Annotated in this window: 13 protein-coding genes; 2 read left to right on the plus strand and 11 right to left on the minus strand. The window is 69.0% G+C overall.

Annotated elements, in window-relative coordinates; genetic code table 11:
- Positions 1-70: 70 nt before the first annotated feature.
- From OKJ99_RS36075 to OKJ99_RS36110, 8 genes are all read right to left on the minus strand, one after another.
- Positions 71-997, minus strand: a complete 927-nt coding sequence (locus tag OKJ99_RS36075; protein ID WP_407700829.1) for a carbohydrate ABC transporter permease — start codon at positions 995-997, stop codon at positions 71-73.
- Between the two features lie 2 nt (positions 998-999).
- Complete coding sequence (locus OKJ99_RS36080) at positions 1,000-1,908, minus strand: carbohydrate ABC transporter permease (protein WP_326022522.1); 909 nt, start codon at positions 1,906-1,908, stop codon at positions 1,000-1,002.
- Between the two features lie 23 nt (positions 1,909-1,931).
- Entirely contained in the window at positions 1,932-3,242 is a 1,311-nt protein-coding gene (locus OKJ99_RS36085; RefSeq protein WP_326022524.1) for an extracellular solute-binding protein, read from the minus strand.
- Positions 3,242-5,110 (minus strand): glycoside hydrolase family 2 protein, encoded by a 1,869-nt coding sequence (locus OKJ99_RS36090; RefSeq protein ID WP_326022525.1) that lies wholly within the window; start codon positions 5,108-5,110, stop codon positions 3,242-3,244. The genes OKJ99_RS36085 and OKJ99_RS36090 overlap by 1 nt, the downstream gene beginning before the upstream one ends.
- A 245-nt stretch (positions 5,111-5,355) precedes the next feature.
- The gene (locus tag OKJ99_RS36095; RefSeq protein WP_326022526.1) at positions 5,356-8,418 is read right to left on the minus strand and encodes an alpha-mannosidase; all 3,063 of its coding nucleotides are present in this window, start codon (positions 8,416-8,418) and stop codon (positions 5,356-5,358) included.
- Between the two features lie 75 nt (positions 8,419-8,493).
- The gene (locus tag OKJ99_RS36100; RefSeq protein ID WP_326022527.1) at positions 8,494-9,402 is read right to left on the minus strand and encodes a carbohydrate ABC transporter permease; all 909 of its coding nucleotides are present in this window, start codon (positions 9,400-9,402) and stop codon (positions 8,494-8,496) included.
- Positions 9,402-10,328, minus strand: a complete 927-nt coding sequence (locus tag OKJ99_RS36105; protein WP_407700830.1) for a carbohydrate ABC transporter permease — start codon at positions 10,326-10,328, stop codon at positions 9,402-9,404. Before OKJ99_RS36105 ends, OKJ99_RS36100 begins: the two co-directional genes overlap by 1 nt.
- A complete protein-coding gene (locus OKJ99_RS36110) occupies positions 10,325-11,701 on the minus strand; it encodes an extracellular solute-binding protein (RefSeq protein ID WP_326022529.1) in 1,377 nt (458 codons plus the stop codon). The genes OKJ99_RS36105 and OKJ99_RS36110 overlap by 4 nt, the downstream gene beginning before the upstream one ends.
- Before the next feature lie 287 nt (positions 11,702-11,988).
- Between OKJ99_RS36110 and OKJ99_RS36115 the strand changes: the two genes are divergently transcribed.
- Positions 11,989-13,230: an ROK family transcriptional regulator gene (locus tag OKJ99_RS36115; RefSeq protein WP_326022530.1), complete on the plus strand. Its 1,242-nt coding sequence runs from the start codon at positions 11,989-11,991 to the stop codon at positions 13,228-13,230.
- A gap of 78 nt (positions 13,231-13,308) precedes the next feature.
- On the opposite strand, the gene OKJ99_RS36120 is transcribed toward OKJ99_RS36115, so the two are convergent.
- The 3 genes from OKJ99_RS36120 to OKJ99_RS36130 all read right to left on the minus strand — a co-directional run bounded on the left by OKJ99_RS36120 (position 13,309) and on the right by OKJ99_RS36130 (position 14,819).
- Complete coding sequence (locus tag OKJ99_RS36120; protein ID WP_326022531.1) at positions 13,309-13,779, minus strand: DUF3291 domain-containing protein; 471 nt, start codon at positions 13,777-13,779, stop codon at positions 13,309-13,311.
- A 78-nt stretch (positions 13,780-13,857) separates the two neighbouring features.
- Positions 13,858-14,493 carry a helix-turn-helix transcriptional regulator gene (locus tag OKJ99_RS36125; RefSeq protein WP_326022532.1) on the minus strand — a complete coding sequence of 212 codons (636 nt, stop codon included), beginning with the start codon at positions 14,491-14,493 and terminating at the stop codon, positions 13,858-13,860.
- Between the two features lie 86 nt (positions 14,494-14,579).
- On the minus strand, positions 14,580-14,819 hold the full coding sequence (locus OKJ99_RS36130) for a hypothetical protein (RefSeq protein WP_326022533.1): 240 nt from the start codon (positions 14,817-14,819) through the stop codon (positions 14,580-14,582).
- Between the two features lie 49 nt (positions 14,820-14,868).
- On the opposite strand from OKJ99_RS36130, the gene OKJ99_RS36135 reads away from it, so the two are divergent.
- On the plus strand, positions 14,869-15,107 hold a 239-nt coding region (locus tag OKJ99_RS36135; protein WP_407700831.1), incomplete at its 3' end, for a hypothetical protein.

Raw genomic sequence — 15,107 nt, forward strand, 5'->3', positions numbered from 1 at the left:
CCTCCTGGTGGTTGTACGACCGTCGTTCGTCATGTGGTTGTCAGGTGGGGAGGCCGCACGAAGGGATCTGTCACTGTCCGCCGAGCCCCGTCGTCGCCACGGACCGGACCATCTGCCGTTGGAAGATCATGAAGATCAGGATCAGCGGGATCGATGCCAGCAGGCCGGACGCCGCGAGCTGGGCGTACTGCAGGTTGTAGGAGTCCTTCACCGTTGCCAGTCCCACCGGTAGCGTCATCAGTGACTGGTCGCTGGTACTGAGGAACGGCCACAGGAAGTTGTTCCACGCGCCGATGAACACGAAGATCGCCACAGCCGAGAGGATCGGTCGTGACAACGGCAGCACCACGCTCAGGAACACCCGTGCGTTGCTCGCGCCGTCGAGCCGAGCCGCCTCCTCCAATTCGCGCGGAACGGCGTCGAAGAACTTCTTGAGGATGTACACCATCGGCGGCGCCACGACCTGCGGAAGGATCATGCCCGCGTACGTGTCCACGAGGTTCAGCGAGAGCATCTCGCGGAACAGCGGCACGATCAGGATCTGCGGCGGCACCATGATCGAGGCGATCGTCGCCGCGAACAGCAGCTTGCGGCCCCGGAACAGTGTGCGCGAGAACCCATAGGCGGCGAGCGCGGACACGGCCACCGTCAATGCGGTGACCGCCGCCGCGACGAACAGGCTGTTCAGGGCCCAGACCGGAAGCTTGCCCTGGGCGAAGATCTTGCCGTAGGCGGCGCCGGTGAAGCCGTGCGCCGGTATCCAGCCGTCGCCGGGCGCCGCCGCGTCCGGCTCCGTCTTGAAGGAGATCACCAGAACCCAGGCGATCGGCGCGAGCCACAGCAAGGCCATCACGGCGAGGGCGATCGCTGCTCCCACCTTGGCACCGACGCCGGAACCGAGTACCTGCTGCGGCTTGGTGCTGTGCCGTCTGCGGGAGCGGGTCTCGACCGGGCCGGTGCGCCGCGTCTTCGGTCGGGTCAGGGTGTCGGCAGTCATCGTCACGCCTCCCTGCGCGAGAAGAACTTCAGCTGGCCGATGGAGAGGATGAGCAGCAGAGCGAAGAAGATGTACGACATGGCGGCGGCGTAGCCGAGCCGGTAACCGGTGAATCCGGAGTCGAAGATGTACTCGAGGATCGGGCGGGTGGAGCCGTCGGGGCCGCCCTTGGTGAGCATGTAGATCTGATCGAACACCTTCAGCGAGGCGAGGACCTGCAGCACTGTGATCAGCACGGTGGTGCGCCGCAGTTGGGGCAGCGTGATCGCCCACATGCGGCGCCAGGCGCCTGCGCCGTCGATCGCGGCCGCCTCGTACAGCTCGTCCGGCACGGACTGCAGAGCGGCCAGATAGAGCAGGAAGTTGAAGCCGACGGTCCACCACACGGTGATGAGGGCGACCGACCACATCGCCCACTTCTCCTCCACCAGCCAGCCGATCCCGTCCAGGCCGACGGCCTTGAGCATGGTGTTGAGCATGCCGGAGTCCGTCTGGAAGATCAGCAGCCCGACCTGCCAGACCACGGCGCTGGTGAGCAGGTACGGCGCGAAGAAGGAAAGCCGCCACAGCCACTGGCCGGGCAGCCCGATGTGCACCAGTAGCGCCATGACCAGTGCGAAAAGGACCAGCGGGACCGTCGACAGTGCCGTGAACAGTACGGTGTGGCCGATCGTCTCCCACATCTTGGGATCGGTGAGAGCCTCGCCGTAGTTGGCGAAGCCGACGAACGATGAGTCACCTCGGCCCGTGAGGCTGGAGTTGGTGAAGCTCATCCACAGGCCCCACACCAAAGGGACCACCAGGAAGAGACCGAAGACCAGCAGGAACGGGGCCACGAAGAGTGGTCCGGAGACGCGGCCCTCCAGGGAGAGGCGAGCCTGCCTGCCCCCGCGGTTCTGCCATGTACTCATGACAATGGGTCCTCTCGTGCGGATCAGGCGGGCTTCGGCTTGGAGACGTAGAAGTTCAGGGCCGAGATCATCTTGTCGACGGCGGTGGCCGGGGAGGCGGCGCCCACCAGGGCGGTCTGCATCGCCTGGCACAGCTGGATCTGCACATCGGCCCCGGCGCCCATGAACCACGCGGGCGGGTCGAGGGCCGGGGTCTTCGCCGCGGCCGCGTACTGGGACTGGGGCTCCATCCGGCGGTACTTGGGGGAGTTGACCACCGGGAGGTAAGCCGGAATGTGCCCGGCCTGGGCCCAGGTCTGGCCGGCCTTGAGCAGTTGGGCGACCAGCCGGTGCGTGGCGCGCCGATGTTCCGGGTCCGGGTTCTTCTGGTGCGGCAGCACGAACATGTGGCTGTCGGCCCAGCCCGCCGGCTTGTCGAAGATCTGCGGGAACGGCGCGGCACCCAGTTCGAGCCCCTTGATCTGGCTGAAGGCGGCGGAGTCCCACTCGCCGGTGAAGATCAGCGGCGCCTTGCGGGAGGCGAAGGAACCCACCGACGTGGCCGGGTCCATGGTGCGGCACTGCGGAGCGACCAGTTGCTGCATGAAGTGGACGACCTTCACGGCGGCGTCCCGGTCGACGCGGGGCTTCGTGCCGGACAGGTCGAACTCCGCCCCCATCTGCTTGAACAGCCCCCAGAACATGCGCCAGTTCTGAGCGAGATCGTTGACGTGGCCGTAGGTCGGGCCGAGCCCGCCGTTCTTCTTGTTGACCGACCGGAGCTTTCTGGCTGCCTCCAGATAGCCGTCGGGTCCGCCGAACGGCAGCAGGGTGCCGTCGCTGTCGACCAGACCGGCCTTGTCCATCAGTTCGGTGTCGTAGAAGACGATGAACGGGTGGGTGTCGAGCGGCAGTGCGTACTGCTCGCCCTGGTACTGCCCACGCCGGAAGACATCCGGGTTGAGGGTGTCGCCGCTCACCCCGAACTCCCGTAGCAGGTCCATGTCCCATGGATCGAGAAGCCCGCCGGGTGCGTAGCCCGCGAGCCGCGACACGTGCATGACTGCCACGTCCGGGGCGCGTCCGCCGGCCGAAGCCATCGCGAGCTTGGTGTAGTAGGAGGTGCCCCACTCCAGCACGGTCGTGGTGACCTTCAGGTCCGGGGTGGCCCGCTCGACGTGGTCGACCATCTGCTTCATGAGTCCGCCGTCGCCGCCCGTGAACGGGTTCCAGTACTGGATGGCACCGGAGGACGCGGTGGCGATCGAGCCGCAGGCGCTGAGCACCGGGGCGAGCGCGGCGGCCGCGCCGGCGAATCCGGCGCCGCGCAGCAGGTCTCTGCGAGGCAGTGCCATCACGCCTCCCCTTCCGTGACGGTCTCGTAGGCGGCGGGGCGCTGCTGTGCACGACGTACCCGCTCGACGTCGAGCTTGACGGAACGGTCGAAGCGGTAGATGCCGTTCTGCTCCTGGAACACGTCCGTGAGCTGCGTGTAGCAGTAGCCGAACATGTCCGGGTCGTCGAGAAGCACTCCGGCCAGCGCCGCGAAGCGAGTGTGGAACTCCTCCTCGTCGCGGGGGCGCTCGCCGTAACCCCACGACTCGTCGCGGTCGGCGCCGCCGGCTTCGGCCTCCTCGGCGTTCCACCAGATGCCGCCGAACTCGCTGCAGAAATAGGGCTGTCCGGCGTACGGCACCGAGTGCTCGGGGGCGCCGGGCACGTCGTGAGGGTTCACGAAGGGGATGTTCTTGTCGAGGCCGGCCATCAACTCCCTGAACCTGGCGGGGTCCTGCTCGTAGCAGTGCGAGTCGTAGATGTCCGTCTCCGGGACGCGGTGGGAGTAGCCGGAGGTGTCGAGGACCGGGCGCGAGGTGTCGGCGGCCTTGGCGGCGAGGAACATCGCACGGGTCGCGACGTCGAGGGTGCTGGTGCGGTCGTGGAGCTCCTGCCGGGTTTCGTTGAGGGCACACCAGCCGATGATTGAAGGGTGGGAGTAGTCGCGGTCCAGTGCCTCCAGCCACTGGGCGACGAAGCCGACGGTCTGCTGCTGGTTGTCGCCGCTCAGAGGCCCGACGCTCGCACCCCAGTCGGCGAACTCGCCCCACACCAGATAGCCGAGGCGATCGGCGTGGTACAGGAAGCGCTCTTCGAAGACCTTCTGGTGCAGTCGGGCGCCGTTGAACCCGGCGGCCTGCGCCAGCTCGATGTCGCGCACGAGGGCGGCGTCGTCCGGGGCGGTCAGCAGACCGTCCGGGTACCAGCCCTGATCGAGGACGAGGCGCTGGAAGACAGGCTCGCCGTTGAGGAGGACGCGCTTGCCGTCGATGGACACCGAACGCAGCCCCGCCGAACAGCGGGCGCTGTCGACGACTGCCCCGGAGCCGTCCACGACCTCCAGATGGATCTCGTACAGGTGCGGGTCGTGCGGCGACCAGGGGCGGCGGCGTTCGGTCGGCACCGTCAGCACCAGCCGGGGAGCGAGATCGAGGTGCGCGGGCACGACGGCCTCGGCCACCGTGCCCTGCGCGTCGGTGAGCCGGGCGCGCACCTGGTGATGGGCGCGGCCGCCGGCCAGCGGTACTTCGAGGTGGAAGCAGCCGGCCGCGAGATCCGGGGTGATGCGCGGGCGCCGCAGATGAGTGGCGGCGACGGGTTCGAGCCAGACGGTCTGCCAGATGCCGGTGGTGCGGGTGTAGAGACAGCTGTAGTTGGCGTACTGGTCGGACTGCTTGCCACGGGCCTGCGGACCCTCCTTCGAGTCCCGCGCTCGTACGACGATGACCGCGTCGTCGCCCGGTCGCACCACGTCGCCGATTTCAGCGCTGAAAGAGGTGAACCCGCCGCTGTGCCGGGCGACTTCCCGTCCGTTGACCCACACTGTCGCGTCGTGGTCCACGGCGCCGAAGTGCAGCATGGGACGCCGGCCCTGCCACTCCTCGGGGATCCGCACGGTGCGCCGGTACCAGACGGCATGGTGGAAGTCCGTGTCGCCGATGCCGGACAGCTGCGACTCCGGGCAGAACGGGACCGTGATCCGATCGGGCAACTCGCATTGCACCAGGCCGCGTTCGAGGCCACTGTCGCCCGGATCGAAGGCGAACTGCCAGGTGCCGTTGAGGTTGAGCCAGTCCTCGCGGACGAAGCTGGGGCGAGGGTACTCGGGGCGGGGAACGGAGCCGCCCTGCACGTTGTGAAGGGGTCGCTCCTCGGGCACCTTTGACATCGTTGTCTCCCTGGAGGGGCTCGGTGAGATCGACATAACAACACAGCGTTTACACCGTTAGAAAGAGCTGGGCGCAAAGTAGTTGGAGCAATCGGCCCGTGCTCCGTTTGCGGTCGTGACGGAGTACCTCCAACTCCCGCTGACCATCCAGTGGATGACGCGGAAGTTGCCGTCTGAAATCGCACGCGCGGATGAGGATGGGCCCCGCGGGCAGTTCGCGGGGCCCATCCTCACATTCCGCGTACTCAGCCCCCTACGGCCGCCAACCGCACCGTCAGGATCTGGAACGGCCGGAGCCGCAGCCGCACCCCGTCGTCCGTGACCTCGCACGCGGGCTCGTCGGCCGCGCGCGGGCGCTCCAGCAGGTCCGTGGCCGTCGCAGAGGCGAGACGGAAGCCGGGGGAGAGGAGGGCGGTGGCGCGGGCGCCCTGGGACTCGTACAGGCGGACCACGACGTCGCCCGAGCGGTCGTCGGCGAGCTTGACCGCCTCGACCACCACGGCGGGGTTGTCGACGGCCACCAGCGGTGCCACCTCCGCCGAGCCGGACACCGTGCGCTCGGGCAGATTGAGGTGGTAGCCCTCACGGATCGCGTCGTCGACGTCCGCGCCGATCAGCAGGGCGTAGCGCAGCCGGTGCGTGCCCTGGTCGGTGTCCGGGTCGGGGAAGCGCGGCGCGCGGGCCAGGGACAGCCGGACCGTCGTGGTGGTGCCACCGTCCTCGCGTACATCACGCGTGACGTCGTGCCCGTACGTCGAGTCGTTGACCAGCGCCGCGCCCCAGCCCCGCTCACCGACATGCAGGAAGCGGTGCGCGCACACCTCGAACTTGGCCGCGTCCCAGCTGGTGTTGGTGTGCGTGGGCCGCTCGACGTGCCCGAACGGCACCTGCGCCGTGGAGTGCCCGGCCCGCACGTCCAGCGGGAACGCCGCCTTGAGCAGCTTCTCCGTCTCGTGCCAGTCGAGGACCGTGTCCACGTCCAGGCGGCGGCTCCCCGGTGCCAGCGCGAGGGTCTGCTCGATACGCGAGTCACCGAAGGCGCGCACGACGCGCACACCACCGTCCACGACGGTCACCGACTCCGCCGCCGTCAGGTCCGTGACGGTGTTGCGGTAGAAGGCGTCCAGGTCCCAGGCGTCCCACTGGTTCGGGAAGTCCTGGTGCAGCTGGAGCAGGTTGGCCACCGCGCCCGGCGGCAGCGCCTCGCGCCCGCCCTCGATGTCGTACGCGGAGGTGACCAGGCCTCGCTCGTCGATCACGATGCGGACCAGGCCGTTGTCCAGGACGAATCCGCCGTCCAGCGGCCGCGCCTCGACCGTGACCGCCGCCGGCTCGCGGCGCACCGTCGTGCCCAGAGCGGCAGCGCCCGCGCGGGCGTGCGGAGCGGCGTTGAAGACGACCCGCGAGCCGTCGTCGGATGCCGGTCCCGCCAGCGCGGCCTGCGCCGAGGCGATCAACTCGCCCAGCTCGGCCGCCACCTGACGGTACGTCTCCTCCGCCTCCCGGTGCACCCAGGCGATCGACGTACCCGGCAGGATGTCGTGGAACTGGTGCAGCAGCACCGTCTTCCACAGCCGGTCGATCGCCTCGTACGGGTAGGCCGCCCCCGTGCGCAGCGCCGCGGTCGCCGCCCACAACTCGGCCTCGCGCAACAGGTGTTCGCTGCGCCGGTTCCCCTGCTTGGTCGCGATCTGACTGGTCAGCGTGCCGCGGTGGAACTCCAGGTACAGCTCGCCCACCCACACCGGCGCGTCCGGGTAGTCCTCAAGGGCCTTGGCGAAGAAGTCGCCCGGCTTCTCGATCTCGACCCGCGCCGAACCCTCCAGGTCCGCAAGCCGCTCGGCCCGCGCCAGCATCTCCCGGGTGGGGCCGCCACCGCCGTCGCCGTACCCGAACGGGGCGAGCGAGCGGTTGGCCGCGCCCTTGTCCTGGAAGTTGCGCACACTGTGCGCGACCTCGGCGCCGGACAGGTCACTGTTGTACGTGTCGATGGGCGGGAAGTGGCTGAAGATGCGGGTGCCGTCGATGCCCTCCCACCAGAACGTGTGGTGGGGGAACTTGTTCGTGGTGTTCCACGAGATCTTCTGCGTGAGGAACCAGCGCACCCCGGCCAGCTTCATCAGCTGCGGCATCGCCGCGTTGTAGCCGAACGTGTCCGGCAGCCACATGTCCTCGGTCTCGACACCGAACTCGTCGAGATAGAACCGCTTGCCGTGGATGAACTGACGGGCCAGCGCCTCACCACCGGTGATGTTGGTGTCCGGCTCCACCCACAGGCTGCCCGTCGGCACGAACTGGCCCGTCTTCGCCTTCTCCTGGGCCCGCTCGTACACCTCGGGACGGTGCTCCTTGAGCCAGGCAAGCTGCTGCGCCTGGGACATCACGAAGCGGAACTCCGGGTATTCGTCCATCAGTTGGGTGACATTGGAGACGGTGCGCGCGACCTTGCGCACGGTCTCGCGCAGCGGCCACAGCCAGGCCGTGTCGATGTGGGCGTGCCCGATCGCCGAGATGCGGTGCTCGCCGTCCGCGGCCGACGAGGCCAGGGCCGGGGCGAGGATCGCGCGGGCGGCGGCCGCGGTGCCGCCGATGTCCTGAAGGTCCACGGCATCCAGCGCCGAGGACAGCGCCCGCAGGATCTGCCAGCGGCGCGGCGCCTGCTCGGGCAGCTCCCGCATCAGCTGGTCGAGGACCTCCATGTCGTGGACGAGGTCGTAGACCTCCGCGTCGAAGACGGCCAGGTCGATGCGGCGCAGTCGGTAGATCGGCTCACCGCCCGAGGCACCCTCCTCGTCCAGCCATAGGGCGCGACCGCCGAGCGGTGTGATCGCGAAGGTGCGGTCCTCGGGCCCCGAGTGCATGACGAGCGGGTTCGCGGCGGCCTCGACGTAGCAGACGAACTCCTCGCCCCCGACGGCCTGTTCGGCCACCGGCAGCCAGGTGTTGCGCGGGTTGAGCGCCTTCACGGCCGTGCCGTCGGGCCGGTACGCCAGTCCCTCGGCGGAGAAGCCCGGCTCGGTGGTGCCGAAGCCGAGGTCGACGACGGCCTCCACGCGCCGGCCTGCCCACTCCTCGGGGACGCGGCCGCTGACCTTGAACCAGTTGGTGGTCCAGGCGGGACCCCAGGACGCACCCACCTCGGTGGGCCGGTACTCGGCGGCGAGACCCTCGGCCACCGGGACGGGCTCGCCCGGCACCTGCCAGATGCCGATCTCCAGGGGGACGGAGGTGGCGTGGACGGCGGGCCGGATGCGTTCGTCGAGGACGCGCCGCAGGCGGTGCTGGACGATGTCGCGGTCGGAGTGCACAGAACACCTTTCGAAGAGCGTGGAACAGGACTGCACGGGAGGGGGGTTGGCCCCTCCCGGGGGCGGGGTGCGGACTCAGCCCTTGAGGGCACCGCCGAGGGCGAAGCCGCCGCCCAGCTTGCGGGTCAGCAGCAGGTACAGCATCACCACGGGCAGCGTGTACACCAGGGAGAACGCGGCCAGTTGCCCGTACTGCGTCTGGTCATGGGCGCTGAGGAACGTGAACACACTCACCGACGCCGGCAGCTTCTCCGGTGACAGGAGCAGCACGAACGGCACGAAGAAGTTGCCCCACATGCTGATGAAGGTGAACACGGTGACGACGGTGACACCCGGCCACATCAGCGGCAGCACCACGCGGCCCAGCGACTGCATGGCGTTCGCGCCGTCGATCCGCGCGGCCTCCTCCAGGACGATGGGCACCCCGTCCATGAAGTTCTTCATCAGCCAGATCCCGATCGGCAGCGCCGACGCCGCGAGGAACAGCATCGTCGCGAACATCGAGTCGATCAGCTCGACCTGCACGAACATGCTGTACACGGGGATCATCACGGCGGTGATGGGCAGCCCGGTGGTGAACAGCACGGTGTACAGGAACGGGCGGCGCAGCCGGGAGCGGTAGCGCGAGAGCGGATACGCGGCCAGGATCGACGCGACCACGCACAGCAGGGTCGCCCCGCCGCACAGCAGCAGCCCGTTGAGCAGCGGCCGGTACGTCGTCTCGGCGTTCAGGATCGCGTGGAAGTTGTCCAGCGTCGGCGGCGTGGGCACGCTCAGCTCGAAGCTGGCCGTCGAGCTGAACGCCGCGAACACCATCCACACCAGCGGCAGCACGAACAGCAGGCTGATCACCAGCAGGACGACATTGACGGCGATGCGTCCGGGACGGATCCGGCGGCGTGCCGTGCCCGTCGCGGGAACGGGGCGGGCGCCGCCGTCGGCGCGGCCGGTGTCGGCGGCGGGCAGCAGGTCGGTGGTGGCCATCAGTCCTCCTCCACCTTGAGCAGCTTCAGATACACGACGGAGAACAGCGCGCCCACGACCAGCAGCACCAGCGCGATCGCCGTGCCGTAGCCGATCATGCTGTTCTGGAAGGCCTGCTGGTACATGAACACCGGCAGGGTCTGGCTCTTGTTGCCAGGACCGCCGCGCGTCATGGCGTAGATCAGCCCGAAGACGGAGAGCGTCTGCAGGGTGATCAGCATCAGGTTGGTCATGATGGTGCGGCGGATCACCGGCAGCGTCACGTGCCACAGCCGGTGCCACACACTCGCGCCGTCCATCTCGGCGGCCTCCACCAGCTCGCGCGGCACCTCGTTGAGCGCGGCGGAGTACACCATCATCGAGAAGGCGGTGCCGCGCCACACATTGGCGAGGCACACCGCGAGGATCGGCAGGGTGTACAGCCAGTTCTGCTGCGGCAGGCCCAGGAAGCCGAGGACGTCGTTGAGCGAGCCCTGCTTGTAGAAGAACGCGTACATCAGGTACCCGGCGACCACCTCGGGCAGCACCCAGGCGGCGATCACGACACCGTTGGTGAGCGTGCGCAGCGGCTTGGTGGCCTTCTCGGCCAGCACCGCGAGGCTCAGGCCGAGGGTGTTCTGCCCGATGACGGCGGAGCCGACGACGAACACCAGGGTCAGCCACAGGGCGTTGAGGAAGTCCGGGTCGTTCAGCGCCCGCGTGAAGTTGTCCAGGCCGACGAAGTTCGTCTCGGCGGCGCCGGTCAACTGGGCGTCGGTGAACGCGTCGTAGACGCAGTACAGGATCGGTCCGGCCAGGAACACGGCCAGCAGGACGACCGACGGCAGCAGTGGCATGCCGCGCAGCAGTGAGCGACCAGCGGCGGTGCGCCCGGCCGCGCGCCCACCGGAGGCGGTGGAACCGGCAGTGGCGACGGCGGTCTTCATCGGGCGCCCTTGGCGGTGGCGTCCGGGCCGACGGCCGTGGCCACGTCCTGGTCATAGGTCTTGGCGGCCTCGCCCACCGAGGCCTGCCCGGTGGTCACGGACTCCATGGCCTTGGTGATGGCATTGGAGACCTGCGGGTACTTCGGCAGCGCCGGGCGGAAGTGGGTGTACTTCACGAGGTCGGTGAAGAACTTGTTGGTCGGTGTGGCGCCCAGGTACTTCGGGTCGGCGGCCACGTCCGTGCGCACGGCGGTGGTGGACTCGATGATGTTCCACTTCACCGAGTTTTCCCTGTTCTTGATCGCCTTGGTGAACTGCCAGGCCAGATCGGGGTTCTTGGCCTTCGACGGGATCGACCAGGCCCAGCCGCCCGACATGCTGACCTTGCCGGGCGCCTGGCCGTTCTGGGTGGGCATCGCGGCGGACTTCATCGTCTTCGACCAGTCGGGCCACGGGCTCGGTCCGGTCTTCAGCCAGTTGTTGGCCATCCACGAGCCGTCGATGTTGATGGCGAGCTTGCTCTTCGGGAGCAGCTTCGTGCCGACCTCGGTGCCCGCGTTGGGGCCGAGCGCGGTGGACTTGTCGAGGCCCAGGTCCTCGTCGTAGACGGTGTGCACGAACTTCAGCGCGTCCTTGAAGCCCTGCGAGCCGACGATCCACTTCTTCTTCTTGGCGTCGTACAGGGAGTCACCGGCGCCGGCGGTCCCGTACAGCAGCATCTCCATGCCCTGCATGGTGGACTGCTCGCCGCCGGCCTGGCCGGTGTAGAGGTTCATCGGGATGACACCCGGCAGCTTCTTCTTCAGCGTGCGCGCGGTGTCGAGGAGGTCCTGCCAACTCTTCGGCTGCCAGGGCGTCTTGATGCCCGCCTTCTTCAGCAGCTTCTGGTTGTACCAGAGGCCGCGCGTGTCGGTGTCGTCCGGGACGGCGTACGTCTTGCCGTCGGTGGGGGAGGAGACGGCGGCCTTGGCGGCCTTCGCGAACTTGCCCCAGTCCGACCACTTGGACACGTAGTCGTCGAGCGGCTTGAGGTAGCCGCTGGCGATGTCGGAGTTGATCAGCGCGGTGTCCTCGTAGACCAGGTCGGGCGCGGTCGAGGGCGAGCGCATCATCAGCTGGATCTTCGTGTAGTAGTCGTTCTCTGAGGCCGTGACCGGAACGATCTGGACCTTCTTGCCCGGGTGGGCCTTCTCGAACGCCGTCTTCATCGAGGCGAGGAACTTCTGCTGCTTGTGGTCGTTCTGGTCCAGGTGCTGCCAGTAGACGACCTTGATCGAGTCGCCGCCGGCGGAGGATCCGGATCCACCACAAGCGGTTGCGGACAACGTTGTCGCGATGGTGACCGCGAGGGCGGCGAAGAGTTTCTTGCGCAAGGGGTTCCTCCAGGAGATGGCGGCTCTGCGCCCAGCGGCGGGCGCTCAACTGCAGGCGGTGCCAGAGGTGTTGCGGTACACCGGTCGAGTGGCGATGCGGAAGCCACCGACAGTGCGGGCGTGTTGCGCGTGGTGCGTGATGCCTGGTGCGTGATGCGTTGCGATTACCTAAATCCAATGGATGGACTAAGTCAACGGTTGCTGCATAATCTCGACGCCGAAACCCGGTGCGCTGGACACGAGTTGGTGAGACCGCCGCGACGGGCTTGCCCGAAGGAGGGAACACCATGGCGCGCAGCGGCACCAACCTGCCCAGGGTCGGCGGCTACAACCAGGCGGTCGTCCTGGCCGCCATCCGCACCAAAGGGCCGGTGAGCCGCGTCGAGTTGGGCCCGCTGACCGGGCTCACCAATCAGACGGTGTCGAATGTGGTGCGCCGCCTGCTCGACGAGGGTCTGATCGCCGAGTCCGGACACGCGCCCTCCAGTGGTGGCAAACGCCGCACCCTGCTCACCCCGCGCGCCGACGGCGCCTACGCACTCGGGGTGCACCTCGACCCGGACGCCGCGGTGATCGTCCTGGTGGACCTCGCCGGATCGGTGCTGCTCAGCCGCCGCTTCGCGCTGCCACGGCCGAGCGATCCGACCGAGGTGGTCGACCGGGTGGCGCGTGCGGCGCTACGGCTGCCCGAGCGCGCCGCGATCGACCGAAGTCGGCTGCTGGGCCTGGGAATCGCGGCGCCGGGCCCCATCGACGCGGAGGCGGGCGCGGTCGTGGACCCGCCGAACTTCGACGGCTGGCGGCGCGTGCCCCTGCTTGACATGTTCGCGCAAGCCACCGGTATGCCGGTCGCGATGGACAACGATGCGACGGCCGCGGCGATCGGCGAACGCTGGATCGGCGGCGAGGAACGCGCGGACGGCTTCCTGTTCCTGTACATGGGGGCGGGGATCGGGGCGGGGGTCATGCTGGGAAACCATGTCCTGCGCGGTGATTCGGGGAACGCGGGCGAGATCGGCCACGCCCAGACCGAGCCCGGCAGCCGCCGCTGCGACTGCGGAAGCAACGGTTGCCTCGGCCCGTACTGCAACCCCGCCGCCCTGGTCGAGGACCTCTTCACCCGGCACGGCGCCGCCGCCGCACGGCGCATGGAACTCAGCGGCGCCCCCGACGCGGTGCGCGCCGACTGGAGGCTGCTGCGGCGCGCGGTGGGCGCGGGGGACGAGGCGGCCTGTGACGTGGTGCGCCTTGCGGGACGCCGGATGGGGCAGGCGGTGCGCGGGGCCGTGGCGCTGCTCGACGTGAGCCGCGTGGTGCTGGGCGGCGAGGCGCTCGTCGGAGTGGAACAGGTGTTGGGCGAGGAGATCGACAAGGCCGTCAACACGACGTCGGTGGCCCGCGCGCTGGGCGGAGTCACGGTGGAACCGAGCCTGATCGGCGAGACGGCCGGTGCGGTGGGCGCCGCGTCCCTCGTCCTCCACGGACGCTACGCGCCGGGGTGGCGGATGCTGACGGAGGTGCCGGGCTGAGATCCCGCGAACCAGGGCCCTAACCCCGTCCGCGCCGGGGGCGGACGGGGTTAGGGAACGGGCTCCGCGCGGGGCATGTCACCGGCCGACGGTCGCCGCCGGTGCCGGGTAGGGGGTGCGGAAGGTGAACGCCTCGGGCCCCGGCCCGTGTTCACGGACCAGCGCGACCCGCTCCATCGCCTCGGCGGCGCTCGGGCGATGCCCGGCCGGCACCCACCACAGGGCCTGGTGCGCCTCGGCCATGCGCTGGAACCACTCGCGGCGGCGGCTCAGCACGCGCAGGTGGTCGCTGTGGTACGTGAACGCCCGCAGCGCCTCGACCGACTCCCAGACCGAGCAGTTGATCAGGATCATGTCGTCGGCGCTGTCGGGACGGAAGCCGGTCGCGTCCTCGCCCGCGTCGTCGACCATGCGCCAGACGAATCCGGGGCTGCCGTCGGCGAGCGCGTTGATCTCGGGGAGCTGTGCGACGAAGTCGGCGAGCTCGGGTCCGGTCAGCGGCGCGACGAGGCGGCCGATGTTGACCTGTGCCAGGTGAAAGCCAGTCATGGGCTCAGCATGGCCGAGCCCGCTTCTATAGTCAACGCTCATTTGTTTTAGAAACTGCGGGGCGAACCGACAGGGAGATCAGCCGGAACTCCGAGAGAGCGCCACGCAGCATCCTCCCGGGCGCGGATCCATGACCGGCGACCACGTCGCAGGCGCAATCCCCTCCAGCAGCGCGAGATTCATCCCGCAGATCAGGGCGGGGAACTCCTCGGACAGCGCGTGGAAGGGGCAGTTGCGAAGGCGCAGCGTCCCCTCGTCCCAGAAGGGCTGATAGCCGCGCTCGGTCAGCACGTCGACCAGGTCGTCGTCGTCCACGTCCGGATGTGCCGCGCCCGCGGCCCGCGCCGCCTCCTGCAACTCACGGTCCAGGCCAGCGTTCTCCACGGTCGAGGCGAGCAGGTGGCCGACGGAGCCGTAGGACCGGGGCGGCAGGGACACGGCGTGCTCGACCTCGGCGCGCCGGTACACCTTCGCCGGCCGCCCCGCGCCCGGGCCGGTGCGCCCGGACAACCGCCGCGACGACGCGGTCAACAACCCCGCCTCGACCAGCTTGTCCAAGTGGAACGCGGCCAGCGACCGGGAGACACCGGCCGCCTCCGCCGCCGCGTCACGCCCTACGTCGTCGGGTTGAGCGGCGACGTATCGATAGAGGCGACGGCGTACGGGATCGGTCAGTGCGCCCAGTGCTGCGAATGCGGAATCGTCGTTCGTCACACGGCGATTCTATGACCAATGGGGATGCCCGATAGAGGAGCGCGGACTCCGCTGCGCAGAGGCGCGCAGCGGAGTCCGCCGAACCCTCAACACACCGCCAGACCCGGCACGGGCTGATCGTTCTTCCCGCCGGTCAGATAGACATCGCTGACGAACACACCGGCGTTTCCGCTGTCGTCATCGGTCTTCGCCCACCACACGTTCGTCCACTTCCCGTACGTCTCCCGCTGCGTGCGCTCGACCTGGCAGTAGAAGTAGTTGGTGCCGGGGTGGACCGTGCCGACGGGGCGGTGTGCGGAGTCGTACGAGGTGGCGGAGCGCCACACGCGGCAGTTGGACTTGCCGCCCTCGATGTGCGCACAGGCGGGGGAGGGGGTGTCGCTCGCGGAAGCGCTCGGGGTGTCATCCGCGCTGCGTGTCGGTGCGCTACCGCCGGACTCCGAAGCCGACGGTGTGGCCGCCGACTTGGTGCCCTCGGCGACCGGGCCCGCCGCGCCGCCGCCCCCGTCGTCGCCGCCCTGGCTGGTCACGACGTACGTCGCCGCGGCGAGCAAGGTGCACGGGCTCTACACGGCGCCGGTCGTCGACAGCGACACGGAGAGTCCGGTGCCGTG

It is taken from the genome of Streptomyces endophyticus, assembly GCF_035798155.1.
GTDB classification, from domain to species: domain Bacteria; phylum Actinomycetota; class Actinomycetes; order Streptomycetales; family Streptomycetaceae; genus Streptomyces; species Streptomyces endophyticus.

Bases quoted from the DNA above. Each gene is read 5' to 3' on its own strand.
- OKJ99_RS36075 (WP_407700829.1), bottom strand. From the start codon at position 997: ATGACTGCCGACACCCTGACCCGACCGAAGACGCGGCGCACCGGCCCG.
- OKJ99_RS36080 (WP_326022522.1), bottom strand. From the start codon at position 1,908: ATGAGTACATGGCAGAACCGCGGGGGCAGGCAGGCTCGCCTCTCCCTG.
- OKJ99_RS36085 (WP_326022524.1), bottom strand. From the start codon at position 3,242: ATGGCACTGCCTCGCAGAGACCTGCTGCGCGGCGCCGGATTCGCCGGC.
- OKJ99_RS36090 (WP_326022525.1), bottom strand. From the start codon at position 5,110: ATGTCAAAGGTGCCCGAGGAGCGACCCCTTCACAACGTGCAGGGCGGC.
- OKJ99_RS36100 (WP_326022527.1), bottom strand. From the start codon at position 9,402: ATGGCCACCACCGACCTGCTGCCCGCCGCCGACACCGGCCGCGCCGAC.
- OKJ99_RS36105 (WP_407700830.1), bottom strand. From the start codon at position 10,328: ATGAAGACCGCCGTCGCCACTGCCGGTTCCACCGCCTCCGGTGGGCGC.
- OKJ99_RS36115 (WP_326022530.1), top strand. From the start codon at position 11,989: ATGGCGCGCAGCGGCACCAACCTGCCCAGGGTCGGCGGCTACAACCAG.
- OKJ99_RS36120 (WP_326022531.1), bottom strand. From the start codon at position 13,779: ATGACTGGCTTTCACCTGGCACAGGTCAACATCGGCCGCCTCGTCGCG.